This window comes from Nostoc sp. CALU 1950 (assembly GCF_051172895.1).
Taxonomy (GTDB): domain Bacteria; phylum Cyanobacteriota; class Cyanobacteriia; order Cyanobacteriales; family Nostocaceae; genus Nostoc; species Nostoc edaphicum_A.
Window position 1 is genome coordinate 16,325 of sequence record NZ_JBDNJQ010000030.1, and the last position, 14,271, is coordinate 30,595.

Consider the following 14,271-nt stretch of genomic DNA (forward strand, 5'->3'; position numbering starts at 1 on the left):
TCCTATCTTTCTATGATTATAAGTCTTGCTCACACAGAGCCACTGCTACCAAAGAATAATTTCTACTTAAGTAGATAGCGATCGCCACGAAACAAACTGTATAATTTGATCCAAAAATGTGCTTGAGGATGTGAGATGAGCGATGTCAACGACGGGCTACGCCTACGCATATTTGGGCCCAAGAAAGCAGGTACATCCACTTTTTCAAATCCATCGCTTCTCTCACCAACATCTCTAACGCTGGCAAATCCAACACGCGGTTTTGGCATCACAAATAATTTCCCAATCCAAACTGCAACTGAAGTATCAAAGGACTTTCATGAAGTGCAGTCTGCTGGTGAGCAATCATTGGAACCAGAAGCTATTTCAGAAAAGCCCCTTAGTCATGACATTAGTAGAATATCGCTGTTTCATCCCCAGGCAAAACGTCAACTAGGAAATACTTATCAGTCGGAAACGAATTGGGTAGCTAGTCGGGGAGGAGAAATTATCCCAGAAATTTTGCAGCGCCAAAGTGTTCCTTGTGAGGAAGGAAATGTTTCGGTAATCCAACGAGACGAAAGCACCAGTTTACCACCTGTTCCCAACTACCAACTTACTCCCCCTTCATTACTGCAACCTCCCGACCCTACCTCACGTTATAAACTGGGTATGGATATGCATTTGCAACTCGATCCCCAGTTGCAAGCAATGATCATGCAGCATGTCCAGCAGCAGTTGAATCCGGCAACAATTCGACCTTTCCTAAATCAGATAAATTTAGGAGTCTTACCTACTCCGGAGGCTGGTAGTCCTAGCACACCCAACCCATTTGCCGCCCCAACACTACCTGCGGCTTCTCCAACCGTACCTGCGGGTGCGGGGCCAGACACTTCCCGAACTGCAACCGCAGGGGATTTGGTACAAGCGATTATGGCTGTTCCTGCGATCGATGGTGCTTTGACTTCGTTGCAAACACAAGCAAGCGATCGCATCCAGCAAGACTGGCGACGCTTAAGCACAGGAGGGCAGATTGGTGTCGTTAGCACTACAGCCTTAATTGGAGTTGGAGCGCTAGCAGGCGTTCTTTCCGATCCAACCGCTCGACGGTTTGCACTCGATCAACTCAATGGACGGACGTTACCCGTACCTGGATTGAACTGGTTGCGCTTAGAAATTAATACAGGTGGCGACAACCTGATGTTAGGAATGCATATAGATGTCGGACGATTGTTACCTCCCAGCTTAGGTTTTGGTGCGTCTTCTCCTACTGCGATCGGTGGCCCACCTCAACCGGAACCTGGTGTTCCTGGTCAGCGATGAATCAAGGATTTTTGAGAAGTTAGATTCAGGTGTGAAATAGGATAATTTATACTAAAGTCCATAAGGATTTGATGCAGACAAATTGTATCCTATGTCTTAGCGGTATATGGAGGAAAATTGAGATGAGCAATGTCCAAAGACAAGCCGCTTTGCATCCACGTAACCTTGGGCGTGAGAAAGCAGATACATCCACTTTTCTGAATCCATCCCTTGCCTCACCAAGTATTCCGACACTGGCGAACCCGATACGCGGCTTTGGTCTACAAAGAGTAACAGAGGCATCACCAGACCTTCAAGAGGCGCATTCTCTTGATGAGCAACTAGTAAAACCAGAAGCCATCAAACAATCGCCCCTGAGTCATGACATTAGTCGCATGTCATTGCGTCCACAAAAAGCCTTAAACAAAGGCGTAGTAAATAGATCAGAAAATGCAGTCATCCAGGGAAGTGGTATCAAAAATGCCTCATACGGAGTCGATGTTGTGTCTCCTAGTGGTGGACAAAATCTTCCAGAGCCTTTCCTGGCAAAGATGCAAACGGCATTTAGTGCAGATTTATCGGATGTAAAAGTTCATACAGACGGTCAAGCCGAAAAGTTAGGATCTCAAGCTTTCGCATCTGGTAATAATTTACATTTTGCTCAGGGCAAATACGACCCGGAAAGCCAGTCTGGTCAAGCCCTAATTGGACATGAATTAACCCATGTAGTGCAACAGCGACAAGGGCGAGTGAACATACCACAACTACCTGGAAAAGGGAATTCCATCGTTGTGCAAGACCAGGCTTTGGAAGCAGAAGCTGATATGCTAGGTAATCAGGCGGCAGCTAGCTCTGAGATGGACAGCAAGCAGTCAATTCAAACCCAGAAAATAGACGGAACTGTAAGCAGCACAGTCCAGCAAAAGCCAATTGTGCAAAATGCTCTACCAATGATTGGTGCAATAACTGCTTGGGGTGGTACTCTTGCAACTGAATCAGCAGCAGCAGCAGCAACAGTAACAGCAGCAACAATTCAAGGTCTTCAAGCCGCAGCCCAAGTAGGAGGTGCACTTGCTCCTGGACAAAGCGGTGTCCAAAGCGTTCAACTAGATAATGGATATATGTCACCTGTAGACAAACAAAAGCTACAGTTGATTACTCAGTATCGTCTGATTAATGCCTACGTGAGTCACTGGAAACGACAACATCCTGATGTACCCTTAGCTCCACCGACTCAGGGAACAGCCCCAACGCCAGCGCCAACCCCAGTAACACCAACACCAACCCCAGCAACTCCAGCGCCAACCCCAACAACTCCAGCACCATCTGCTCCCGATTCACCTAATCAATCTGGTGGCACTTTGGATTTAGCTATTTTGGAAGCTGTGAAGGCAGAAGTTCAGTTGCAGGTTGAAACACTACTCAATACAAACCAAAAAACACTAACCAACGTAGAGTATATCTGGTCAGACAGTGGAGATCACACCGCAGATTCAATCGGTACTGTTGGATCGGTTGAGTTTAGTAATCTTAGAGGAACTTTTATTAAGGAAACTCTGCAATTAAGTAGTGATGCGGCTCAAATCCCGAACTTAGATCCGCCGAGCCGGGGACAAGAGATGGATGTGAGACAATTCCGAGGTGGAAGTATGCGCCGGGGTTCTTCAATGTCAATTGGCTATGGTGATTCACTATCCATCAATTTGACAGGTAGCGGCCCGACAATTGACCATGCAGGCAACTATGGACATGGAGAACACACTTACTCTACTGACTGGAATTGGGATGGAAATACGACACAAGGAGATTTTCCTCTGTATATTCAACCCGATGGAAAACCTACATTTGCTAGTCCAAGATGGAGAGGTGAACCAGATGATAATTCCTACTTTTAGCGATCGCAGATAAATTTTCTGGAACTTGATCGCAATCTACACTCCAGGGATAGGTGTGATCCTTTACACTTAAGTCGATAGCGATTGCAACTAGACAAATTATATAATGTCTGTTACTAAGAATATTGATGGAGGGAAGGTGAAATGAGCGATGTCGGACGACAAGCCACTGGGAGTCTACACACGCTTGGGCGCCAAAAATCAGCCACATCAACTTTTACAAATCCCGCCCTTGCCTCCTCAACTATTCCTACACTAGCTTCTCCAACACGTGGCTTTGGTTTACAAACAAATAATCCTTCAATCCAAAGACTAACTGAAGCATCAATTGACCTTCAAGAGGTGCAGTCTGTTGATGAGCAATTATTGGAACCACAAGCCATCAAACAACAGCCCCTTAATCACGACATTAGTCGCATATCCTTGCATCGTCCCCAGGCAAAACTTACAGTTGGTGCGCCAGACGACTATTATGAGCAGGAAGCCGATCAAGTCGCCGATCAAATCATGCGAATGGCTAAACCTCAATCCATAGATTTGCCGGATACACAGACTCAACAGGAAGTGCAAACCAAGCCTTTAGCAGCTGCTATAACTCCCCTAGTGCAAAGGGAAGCAATGCCAGAAGAGGAAGAAGAATTGCAAACAAAGCGATCGCTACAACTCGCTACAAATGGCAGCTTCCAGACTGGGGACAATTTTGAAACTCGGCTAAACAGCAGTGAAAGTGGAGGAAGTCCTTTACCACATACAGTACGTTCCTTTATGGAACCCCGCTTTGGCACTGATTTTAGTCAAGTGCGGGTACATACAGGCAATGAAGCAGTGCAAATGAATCGGGATTTGAATGCCCAGGCGTTTACGCACAAGCAAAACATTTTTTTTGGTGCAGGTAAGTCACCAGGGAATGATGCATTAACTGCCCATGAACTGACTCATGTAGTACAGCAGACAGGTGCAGCCCAGAGAAAATTAATTCAACGGGCAATTAACCCTACATACGACCTGACTCACGGTACTTTTGAAGTAAATGCCACACCAAACGGCGCAAGTCTACCTATTACTATTCGTTTCAAACCCAAAACCACTGCTCCCTACTCTAACCAGATTGGACTGATTCAGATTGTGCGTTTGACAAATGCTACAGGCACAAATGTCGAACCTCAATCTTTACCTGCGGCTCGTGGTGCTAGTCTACGCACCACCGCTGATGCCACCACAGGAGTTGAGGGCGGATATTTCACTGATGTACTGCACAATGATGCACCTGCCCACGGTGGTACAGGAACCAATGCCCCAGCCGGAAGTGCTTTACCTGCTCAGTATCCCTTTGGTAATGACCCAGCCCAACCCAATCCTGCAACCCCTGGACTTTCGCGACCTTCTTCCAGTGGTGCAAGCGGAGCTACTATCGGTTACAAACGCTCCGATGATCCCAGCGATATCAAAGCAGCAGAGCTAACCGACGCCCCTGGAGGGGCTGGTGAGTTCAACTTCGACTTTCAGACGGTGGCTAAGGGAGAAGACACCATGACAACTTACGGTGCGCTTCATTGGGGCTTCCAGATTCGTGCCGGTAAAGTTGAGAATGATCAAGCGTCAGCACAGGAAGGGCAATCTGCAACTTTTGATGCGGCTCTGGAGAAGCACCGGGATTTCTACGTGCATGAACCAGTAATTTTTTACTTTGATTTCGACAGCGACCAACTCAGTTCCAGCGAAACAGGCAAAATCGATACATTCTTGGATTATCTACAGCGGTTCCCTGATGTAAATGTTACTCCTGAAGGTTTCGCCGACAGGCGCGGTGGTGCGTCGCAGCACAACCTGGATCTGTCTTTACGCAGAGCCGAAGCAGTCGGGGCAGCCCTGCGTGCTAAGGGTGTAGCTGAAGCTCAGATTAGTGCTGTAACTATCGGCTCTGGAGCAACCGAAGACTTTACCCCTGATGCCACTACTAACCAAGATACAGAAGCGAATCGTCGGGGTAATCGCCGGGTCGTTTTGAACTTTAGGCATGTGCCAGCAGCAGCACCAGCACCAGCCGGGGGAGGAGGAGCGACACCGTGATTTGGAGAACGGCAGGAATATTCATAACGTTTTTGATACTGGTAGTTGGAGGAAATTTGTATATGAATAATCAAGACGCTACCGCCACACCTATGGAGCAGATCAAAGCACGGCTCTACTCCACAGATCAAGACACTAGCGGTTTAGCTCTGGGTGAATTGATCCGTTTAGGCAAACAAGCTACCCCTGTTTTGTTGGAAGCCTTGACTAATTCCAACCCCCGTACCCGTCGGCTTGCCGCTGAAGGACTGAGCGAAATTGCCGACCCCGCCAGTGCCGATGCTTTGTTCCAAGCCACCCATGACACTAATGGAGAAGTGCGTGCCCGTGCTGCCACTGCCCTACACCAATTAGGGGATAAACGTTCATTGGCCGCTTTGGTTGCCACCCTTGACGATTACCCTGACATCCTGCACAATCCCTACACAGCTTCGATGTATCCTTTAATGCGGGGGGGGAAAGAAGTTTTGCCTTTGGTTGTTCCTTTGCTAAAAGCACCTAATGATTTGACTCGTGAACGAGCTTTTTTGATTGTTAAAGCTGTGGTGAGTAAATTACCCCAAGGGCAAGACTGGAATCAGTTATGGCAGAGTTTAGGAAGTTATGATCCCGTAGGGCCACAGGCAGAACGCGACAAAGCTGCTCAACAATGGGAGGAATGGTTGAGCAAAGAATTACTATAGCTGTAGGCAATCATACTAAGACATAGACTGTGGCACTAAGATAAGCCCAAAGTTTTGTGTTGCCTCGTTCCCAGCCTGTAGGCTGGGAATGTATTCCTAGGGGCTGCTACCTCTGGTCAAGCCAGAATGGCACTAAGTTAAGCTGAAAGGTAAGCGGCGTAGGGATTGCAGAGGGGCAGGGGAGCAGGGGGGCAGAGGGGAATTTCTAAATATCTGAACGCAATGCCTAAAATTTCTTCTTTCTCCCCTGCTCCTTTGCTCCCCTGCTACCTCAACGATTTTCCCTTTTCTTAGTGCCATTCGGTCAAGCCACTAGAGGCGGAGCCTCTCAGGATCGGTTCCCAGTCTGGAGACTAGGAACCAGATAGGGCAAAGGCTGTGTCTTAACTTAGTGCCATTCGACTATAGATATTCAATAGTAGGGGAACGATCCTACTGACTCGTCCATTTTAAAAAGCGTATTAAATAACGTGAGTTCGACAAGTCTTATTTGACCTCTCCCCCAACCCCTCTCCGTGTCGGAGAGGGGAGCAAAAAGCTGAATTTTTCGTTGCTCCTCCCTTTCCGTTTCCCAGAGGGAGGCTGGGAGGGAGAGGTTCATCGAACTCACGTTATTTAATTTTTTGTAAGCAAATTCACCTTTCTTGACGCCGAAGGTGGGTTGTAAATATTCCTAAAAAATTGAATGTAGAAGAAGCATTTGAGATACTCTTCAGTAAGTTACAGCAGTTTTCAAGTAAATCAAGTACAAAATGCCGGACTCAAAATAAGACACAAATAGTTTCTAGTTCCTGCTTCCTGCCTCAAAAACCATAACTTTGTACTTCATGTAAAAGAAAACTGCTGGAATTGCAGAAAATTAAGTATAAACACCTCACTACTAAATATAGTGATGGTTAATTTGTACTGTTAATCTTAGAAAAGTTTAGTAGAGAAAACTTAGATTACGAACAAATGCAGCCACCGCTACAAAATTGAGATAATTCTTTCTGAGGACATAGACTAATATAACTCTGGAGAAAACTATGACATTAGAAACAAAACAAATACAGGTAACACCAATAAATTCTGCTTTTGAGACTCTTGAATCTCAGTCAGAATTTAATTGGAGAAAATGTTGGTATCCTGTATGTTTTCTGCAAGACTTGCCTATAAATCGCCCTTATAGCTTTTCACTATACGATGAACCATTTGTTTTATTTAAAAATATAGATGGAGAGATTACTTGTTTAACCGATTGTTGTCCACACCGTGCAGCTAGACTATCTGATGGACAAATTATTGACGGTAGAATAGAGTGCTTATATCATGGTTGGCAATTTGGCCAAGATGGTCAATGTTTGCATATTCCCCAGTTAGCAAAAGAGGCGAAAATTCCTGTTAGTGCTTGTGTCTCATCCTTTAAAGTTATAGAACGTCAAGGAATGATTTGGATTTGGGCTGGAGAAGTTGAAACAGCTGTTGATGAGTTAATACCAACTGTACCAGATTTGGATAAATCGGGATGTTTTAACTTAGATTACATGCGAGACTTACCTTATGACCAAAGCTATTTTATTGAAAACGTTATTGACCCAGCGCATATTCCTATTAGTCATGAGGGCATATTTAGCGATCGCACTGAAGCTCAACCACTAGAGATGGAAGTCCTTGAGAGTTCCCATCAAGGAATTCGTGGAAGGTATCGAAAGACAAAAACCCCCAATCAGCCTTGGCATTTATTAGATTTTGTTGCTCCCAGTTTAGTTCTTTACAGAATTGGCAATGGACATGAAAGCAAGTTTTGGGGATCTGCTTTGTATTCAATTCCCCTCGGTAAAAATAGATGTCGGGTTCTCGTCAGAAATTATAGTAACTTTTTTGATTTTAAGACGAAGTTAATGCCTCCTTGGGTAGATCATATAATGATCCGCAACAAAGTATTGGAAGGTGATATGCCAATAGTTGTTGAACAAAAGGGACAAATTGAGCGGTTAGGAAAAAATTTACAAGAATTGTATTTACCGCTCAAAACATCAGACGTATTAGTAGTTGCATATCGCAAGTGGTTAGATAAATACGGCTCGTCTTTGCCTTTTTATCAAGGTTATTCTACCGCAAAAAATATTGATAGTAGCGAAGATAGTAAACATTTAAAACCCTTAGACCGATTTTCGCAACACACACTTATCTGTAATTCCTGTAGCCAAGCTTATAAGTTAACCAAACGATTACAACAAAGCTGCGTGGGAGTTGCGATCGCTTTCGCGGCTATAGCAATACTTACAGATGCTTCTGGAATAAAAATAGCAGCAGTGTCTGCTGCTGTAGCATTAATTAGTTTGGCAGTTATGGCTCAGAGACTCAAAACCCAATTTGAGGATTCCTACAGTCGCCATTAATAAATTGGTATTGCACTACGTCACTCAATTACTGTGACAAAAATTTGAGCACCGCAAGTTGAAAATTTTTTCAACTTGTTTCGGTGCTTTGATTTCAGTAAATAGCTGAATTGCTCTATTAAAATTCATTTGACTTTCATCAGGCTTGGCCATCTTTTGATTAGTTAAACCTAATTGAAAATAAGCTTCTGCTAGGTCACATTTTGCACCTATTTTATCCAAAAGTTCGATTGCTTCTGTATGATTAGCAAGTGCTAATGCAAAATCTGTTTGTTGCCGATGGATTTCTGCTAAACCATTGAGTGTTTTGGCTTTTACCTGCATATAGTGACTTTCTTCAGCAAAGGTCAAGGCTTGGTGGAATATTTGATTAGCCTGGGAAAAGTCTCCTAAATTGACGTAGGTTTGACCCAAAATTTGCATGAAATAGACAAATCTTCCAGTCTGTTCCACCAATCTTACATTCGTAATATTTTGATAAGCTACATCTGCTAATTGATATGAGGCATCACGTAAACCTAAATAAGAATACACCAAAGCTAAACAGACTGAAGCTTTCTCTGCCCAGCGATGATGTTCGGTATTTTGAGCAAGGTAAATTACTTGTTGAAATAACTTCGCGGCTGCCTCTAGTTCCCACAAATCTATTTTGTAAAGACCAATACTTAATAAAGAATCTACTTCTAGCATTCTCAGATAGTAAACTTTATGTTTATTTTCTGGCTGAGGTATAAGTGATTTGAGTGCTTGTGTTGCCAGATTAATAGTCTTTTCTTGACAGGCGATCGCTTGACTAATCTTACCAGTTATCCAATATAAATCACCCAATATATTATAAATTTCGCTGAGATTTTGGTCATTCTCCAGATTTTTAACAACTTGACTAATTGCCACAAGTATCGGTTGAATTAAACCCATGCGATACAACGTACTGCCAAGAGGCAAAAACTGTTGCCATTGATTATTTCGACTTTTTAAAATGACCTTTCCTGCCAACGCAAATTGGCTAATTTCGATGTAGTGATAATATGCTTCTAAAGCTTGCAAAGCATCTTTAAAGGTTTCAATTTGTTTAACACTAACTGTCCAAAATTCTGCGGCTTTGTGGTTGGCAATTTCCCATTCATCGCTGGGGCGTAAACGTGCGATCGCTTCTTTCCGAATCACTGGATGCAGCCAGTATTCACCTTTATCACACTCCACCAAAGACCGATTTCTCAAGGAGGCGATGATTTGGCGATGTTGATCAGGTGGGACATCCCAAAGTAAACAAAATAAACCTTGTGATGAGATAGTCGGTATATCTTGGTAACGATAACATCCCAAACGGCAAAGTAGGCGATATGCTTGGGGGTCAAGGGCTTGCAGACGATTGATTTGACTAACCGCTAAATTTTTTAAGTCGGTTGCTGCTAAAGGATCGGCATGATTTTCTTGCCAATAAAGAACCATATCACCGTCGAAATCCTCCTGAATTGAACCGCAGAGAATTCCCATTGCTTTCGCATTACCGCCATAAGTGCGATGCATGATTTGCAAGGTTGGCAAGTTGATGACTAACCCACGGTTGCTAAAAAACTGTTGCCATGCACTTTGATCCAAGCCGGGAAGCCGATAGTGATTCACATTTAGCCCAGGTTCACAAAGGCGATCGCGGCTAGTAATTAGAGTAACAGATTGCACCCTGGCATCAGCCAACACCCGCAATAGTTCTACATAGTTGCGGTGAGAAGCAATTAACTTACCTTGTTGATCTAATGCAGGTTCGAGATTGTCAATTAACACCCCAATGCGCCGATTGTGGAGTTGGCGCTTGAGTCTTCCCAATGTAACCCCAAATTCTACCCCAGGTTCTTGATCAAAGTCTTGTTTGAGCCATTCCTCTACTACTCGTTCGGCGGGGGTGATATTTTGAGTTTCCTTCGCCATCAGCAGTTCCAAAACCAAGTCAAATTCTTGATGGAGATATTGCTGCGCTAGAGTAGTTTTTCCTAAGCCTCCCTCACCTTGGATAACAATGACTTTTGACCCTTGATTTACCAAAGTATTCAGGTGAGCGATCGCTGCTGTTCGTCCAATAAAATTGGTATCCTCTAATTTTGGGGTGGGGTGTGGCGATCGCGAGTAATCAATCAGACTGGATGATATCGCAGTAGTTTTTCTCAGAACTCGCTCCAAAGTAGCGCGACAATTACTTTTGGTTATCTTTTCTCGCAATACTTTAGAAAGCAGCTTCCATAACTGAGAACCAGCATCCTTGGCGTGTCCTTCCGTACAACCGTAAGAATGAGCGATATCCAAGTATTTTCTACCCAACCAAACTTGCACAAGAATCACTTTTTGCAAATCGCTCAACCGTTCCCCAGTCTGTGGGGGAATTGTGGCGTCTAACCATGCTAATGCTGCTTCAGCGTCCATTGTGTAACGACGAGGGGAGTTCAGATTTTAGGGACAACTATAAATCACTTTACAGTTATGCTGCTGGAGTTTTCGGATAAGATTCTGTAAATCCGACTTTTTTCCCGACTTTTGCAAACTTTATTCAAAATTCAGCAGCAAGTTCTTGAAACGATTGCTGTTATTCCAACGGTAGGTATTAAAGTCTCGTTGATCAAGCGTCAAAATTCGGCCATGTCCCAGATGTTCTGCTAGGACAACCAGAGAAGCATCTGCCATATCCATTGGCAAATCTGCATATTTTTCCATAAGTTCAACCATACGTGTAACATGGCGACTTCGTAAGTCGAACACCTCAAATGCTTCCTGTGCAACCTCTATCAAAAAACTACATTGAGCATTGTTACCATCTCCTCTAGCAAGAAGAAGGTAACAAGTTTCGGTAATTACAGGGTAAGTAGTGACTAGTGGTTCATTGAGAGCATTTAAAACTTGTAGTGCTAATTGATGGTATTGATCGTTTTGGTTCCCAAGTGCCACGAAAAAGCCAGTATCAGCGACGATCATACTTTTCTTGCATTAGCGATCGCACAATAGCTTCGGAATTAGCAGCTAAGTCAGTTTCTCCTTTGAAACAGCCGATAAATTTACTTTGCTTGAGTTTAGCTAAGGGATCTGTTTTTTGTTGCTGAAGTTGTTGATAGCGCAGTTCAATCGAAGATTTAATTGCCTCTACTGTATCTTGGTCAGCCTCCTGTTGGATATAGGCAAGCTTTTGAGCATATTCTTCATCTAGCTGAATATCAAAATTCTTCATCGCCACTAACTTAGAACGTTTACCTAAAGTATATCGTCCGCGTCGAATCGTCTAGAATAAAACTCATTAGGTAACATCAGCACCATCTACCCCTCATTGTCATTACCGTTATATTTAATAAACCAATTTGTAGTACTAACAATTCCTGCTGTTAGACACTGGGTTTTGATCCTTTGTAGTTTCTCGTTTACTCTAGCTTGAAGAGAGTCTAAAATTCGTTCAGCCTTTTCTGTCATTGCAGCTACATATTGCCTCGTTTTTGAAGTATCCTCTGTATTCGCCCAAAAATCTTTTTGCTCCTCAAACCATATTTCTGCTCTACTGACTTCATCAAATGTATAACCTAGTTCTCGCATGGCTTCGTCATTAAGCTGATCAGCTATACATACACGCATACGCCATAAACAATCTTCTAAGGTGCCATAGTAGCAATCTTGCTTTTCACCGTCAGGTGCGTTATTATCCTGTCTTACGAACATCCACTTACTCTCATCTGGATATTTGCTATTAACCATAAGCCTTTTCGTTATGGAATGGGTTATTTACGGGCTGATTACCGAGATTTTGCCACACAACGAATCGCACCTAAATTCTTCTTCAATTAGCTCAATCTTCTAATAGTCAAAATTAAAGTTCCATGATTGTTAAAATACATTATTGGAACATCATTGGCATAACAAAACAACTCCCCACTTGAAGAAGCTTTATATTTCTCCAATTTCTTCCCAATTAAGAACTCTTGTTCACCAGACTGGCCAATATTCCCAATTAGGGAAAACCAGTTTTCGTTTGGTTTTCTTCGGAACATCTCAGCCCAACGTAGCCACGGTTTTGTATACCCATCTGCATCACTTCTAATCTTGGCATCATACCAAAACTGTTCCCCTTGTACTTCAAACTTATAACTTGCTCCTATTTCTAGAAAAATACCAGTGGCGTTCCAGTATTTGTGAGCGTCTATTATTGTTTCTGATGGAGAGCCAATTTGTAGCTTTGTCATTTTTGTATGAATTTTACATAATTGTAACGATAGAAGTGGGACTTAACTTATTACATACGAATAATCATTTGCCGAAGAAAAAACATGAAAGAGATAAGTTTATAAATTTGTATTACTTCAATGCCTTGAATAATCTTTTTTTAACCTCTTATTAATTTGAAAAACTTACTATTCCTAGATAATTGAGGCTAGATATTTGCAACAAATTAAGCCTCATCCAGAACATCAGGGAGTATACATTGAATTTATCGAGACGTCAGTTTTTTACCCTGGCAGGGGCATCTGCTACAGGTGCTGTCCTTCTATCTCCTTTGCAAGCATTTTATGCTAAACCTGCGATCGCTGCGGGCCCCTACGGCAATTTAGTGACTGACCCCAACGGAGTATTAGATTTGCCACCTGGATTCACTTACCGCAGACTGTCCGAAACAGGCCAAACGATGAATGATGGTTACTTAGTGCCGGGTGGTCACGATGGTATGGGTGCTTTTGCCGGGTCTAATGGCAATACGATTCTAATTCGCAATCATGAACTCGGTACTTCTGGGAATGGTGTGGGCGCTCCCAATGGCAGCAAGTACAACTCAAATGCAAGAGGCGGTTGTACTAAATTGGTTGTTAATTCTTCCCGTAACCTGGTAGAACATCGGGGTGTTCTAGCGGGAACTATTCGCAACTGTGCCGGTGGCCCTACGCCTTCAGGGTCATGGTTAACCTGCGAGGAAACTTTTGAAACCAATAACGGCAAGAAGCATGGTTATGTGTTTGAAGTTCCCAGTAGTGCAAATACTTTTGTCACCCCCGTCCCACTAACCGCTATGGGGCGTTTTAATCACGAGGCTGCTGCTGTAGACCCCAACACAGGGTATATCTACATGACAGAAGACCGGAGTAATGGGCTTTTCTACCGCTTCATTCCCAACCAAAGCAACAACCTGAGTGCTGGCGGCACGCTATACGCTTTAAGGATTATAGGGTCGTCTGGAATTAACACAGCTACGGGTTTCCCAAAAAATACGCCTAGGGCAGTGAACTGGGTACAGATTAGCAATCCTGATCCCACATCTGATACTGTCAGAACAGCAGGGTATAACAGCGGTGCCGCCAGGTTTTCAGGTGGGGAAGGCATCTTTTATGGCAGTGGTTATGTCTACTTCACTTGCAAAAGTGGTAGTAGTTCTGGAAATGGTCAGATTTGGCGTTATTCGCCCGCTAATAATACTGTTGAGCTGTATATTGAACCCAACAATTCTGGTGTGCTAGACAATCCAGACAATCTTGTGGTTTTCCCCAACCGGGACATCTTCCTCTGTGAAGATGGGGATGGAACGGATTACATTCTGGGCATTACTCCCAGTGGCAGTCTTTATAAGTTTGCCAAGAACGCCCTCAACACATCAGAGTTCGCCGGTGTCTGTTTCTCCCCCGATGGTCAGACCATGTTTGTCAACGTACAGAGTCCAGGAATAACCTTTGCTATCTGGGGGCCCTGGTAACGCTACCTCCTATTTCAGCCTAGTTAGGGGAGAGAGCGATCGCCCTGGCTAGGCTCTTATCGTGACTTCAAATCGAGAAAAAGAGTTTATCGAGTGATTCGGGATCAGAACGCCTTATAGCGTTTCCTAGTCTGCTGAGGTACAAATCTCTGCGTACCTCTGCGCTTTACTTTGCGTCCCTTTGCGTTTCAAAATATTATCTGTACCTCCCGTAACTAAGAATCGCTATATCAGTGCCGAGAGGGGATTTC

11 protein-coding genes are annotated in these 14,271 nt (G+C 43.7%); 6 read left to right on the forward strand and 5 right to left on the reverse strand.

Annotation, left to right across the window (positions count from 1 at the left end):
- Positions 1–135 precede the first annotated feature (135 nt).
- The 5 genes from ABF638_RS11090 (at position 136) to ABF638_RS11110 (ending at position 8,310) form a co-directional block, all read left to right on the forward strand.
- On the forward strand, positions 136–1,302 hold the full coding sequence (locus tag ABF638_RS11090; RefSeq protein ID WP_435022789.1) for a hypothetical protein: 1,167 nt from the start codon (positions 136–138) through the stop codon (positions 1,300–1,302).
- Positions 1,303–1,424: 122 nt separating this feature from the next.
- Positions 1,425–3,176 (forward strand): eCIS core domain-containing protein, encoded by a 1,752-nt coding sequence (locus tag ABF638_RS11095; RefSeq protein ID WP_435022790.1) that lies wholly within the window; start codon positions 1,425–1,427, stop codon positions 3,174–3,176.
- Positions 3,177–3,320: 144 nt separating this feature from the next.
- Complete coding sequence (locus ABF638_RS11100; protein ID WP_435022791.1) at positions 3,321–5,246, forward strand: eCIS core domain-containing protein; 1,926 nt, start codon at positions 3,321–3,323, stop codon at positions 5,244–5,246.
- A gap of 62 nt (positions 5,247–5,308) precedes the next feature.
- Positions 5,309–5,929 (forward strand): HEAT repeat domain-containing protein, encoded by a 621-nt coding sequence (locus ABF638_RS11105; RefSeq protein ID WP_435022792.1) that lies wholly within the window; start codon positions 5,309–5,311, stop codon positions 5,927–5,929.
- 1,025 nt (positions 5,930–6,954) lie between these two features.
- Positions 6,955–8,310, forward strand: coding sequence for a Rieske 2Fe-2S domain-containing protein (locus tag ABF638_RS11110; RefSeq protein ID WP_435022793.1), 1,356 nt, complete (start codon positions 6,955–6,957; stop codon positions 8,308–8,310).
- A 24-nt stretch (positions 8,311–8,334) separates the two neighbouring features.
- On the opposite strand, the gene ABF638_RS11115 is transcribed toward ABF638_RS11110, so the two are convergent.
- From ABF638_RS11115 to ABF638_RS11135, 5 genes are all read right to left on the reverse strand, one after another.
- On the reverse strand, positions 8,335–10,728 hold the full coding sequence (locus ABF638_RS11115) for a tetratricopeptide repeat protein (RefSeq protein WP_435022794.1): 2,394 nt from the start codon (positions 10,726–10,728) through the stop codon (positions 8,335–8,337).
- A gap of 120 nt (positions 10,729–10,848) precedes the next feature.
- Positions 10,849–11,274, reverse strand: coding sequence for a type II toxin-antitoxin system VapC family toxin (locus tag ABF638_RS11120; protein ID WP_435022795.1), 426 nt, complete (start codon positions 11,272–11,274; stop codon positions 10,849–10,851).
- Positions 11,261–11,524 carry a CopG family transcriptional regulator gene (locus tag ABF638_RS11125; protein ID WP_322681652.1) on the reverse strand — a complete coding sequence of 88 codons (264 nt, stop codon included), beginning with the start codon at positions 11,522–11,524 and terminating at the stop codon, positions 11,261–11,263. The genes ABF638_RS11120 and ABF638_RS11125 overlap by 14 nt, the downstream gene beginning before the upstream one ends.
- 86 nt (positions 11,525–11,610) lie before the next feature.
- Positions 11,611–12,039: a hypothetical protein gene (locus ABF638_RS11130; RefSeq protein WP_181931648.1), complete on the reverse strand. Its 429-nt coding sequence runs from the start codon at positions 12,037–12,039 to the stop codon at positions 11,611–11,613.
- 86 nt (positions 12,040–12,125) lie between these two features.
- Positions 12,126–12,524 (reverse strand): hypothetical protein, encoded by a 399-nt coding sequence (locus tag ABF638_RS11135; RefSeq protein WP_435022796.1) that lies wholly within the window; start codon positions 12,522–12,524, stop codon positions 12,126–12,128.
- 239 nt (positions 12,525–12,763) lie between these two features.
- Here ABF638_RS11135 and ABF638_RS11140 point away from each other — a divergent pair, with 239 nt between their 5' ends.
- The gene (locus ABF638_RS11140) at positions 12,764–14,020 is read left to right on the forward strand and encodes an alkaline phosphatase PhoX (RefSeq protein WP_435022797.1); all 1,257 of its coding nucleotides are present in this window, start codon (positions 12,764–12,766) and stop codon (positions 14,018–14,020) included.
- Positions 14,021–14,271 lie beyond the last annotated feature (251 nt).

Coding starts and splice junctions, on each gene's coding strand:
- ABF638_RS11090 (WP_435022789.1), top strand. CDS start 136: ATGAGCGATGTCAACGACGGGCTACGCCTACGCATATTTGGGCCCAAG.
- ABF638_RS11095 (WP_435022790.1), top strand. CDS start 1,425: ATGAGCAATGTCCAAAGACAAGCCGCTTTGCATCCACGTAACCTTGGG.
- ABF638_RS11100 (WP_435022791.1), top strand. CDS start 3,321: ATGAGCGATGTCGGACGACAAGCCACTGGGAGTCTACACACGCTTGGG.
- ABF638_RS11105 (WP_435022792.1), top strand. CDS start 5,309: ATGAATAATCAAGACGCTACCGCCACACCTATGGAGCAGATCAAAGCA.
- ABF638_RS11110 (WP_435022793.1), top strand. CDS start 6,955: ATGACATTAGAAACAAAACAAATACAGGTAACACCAATAAATTCTGCT.
- ABF638_RS11115 (WP_435022794.1), bottom strand. CDS start 10,728: ATGGACGCTGAAGCAGCATTAGCATGGTTAGACGCCACAATTCCCCCA.
- ABF638_RS11120 (WP_435022795.1), bottom strand. CDS start 11,274: ATGATCGTCGCTGATACTGGCTTTTTCGTGGCACTTGGGAACCAAAAC.
- ABF638_RS11125 (WP_322681652.1), bottom strand. CDS start 11,524: ATGAAGAATTTTGATATTCAGCTAGATGAAGAATATGCTCAAAAGCTT.
- ABF638_RS11130 (WP_181931648.1), bottom strand. CDS start 12,039: ATGGTTAATAGCAAATATCCAGATGAGAGTAAGTGGATGTTCGTAAGA.
- ABF638_RS11135 (WP_435022796.1), bottom strand. CDS start 12,524: ATGACAAAGCTACAAATTGGCTCTCCATCAGAAACAATAATAGACGCT.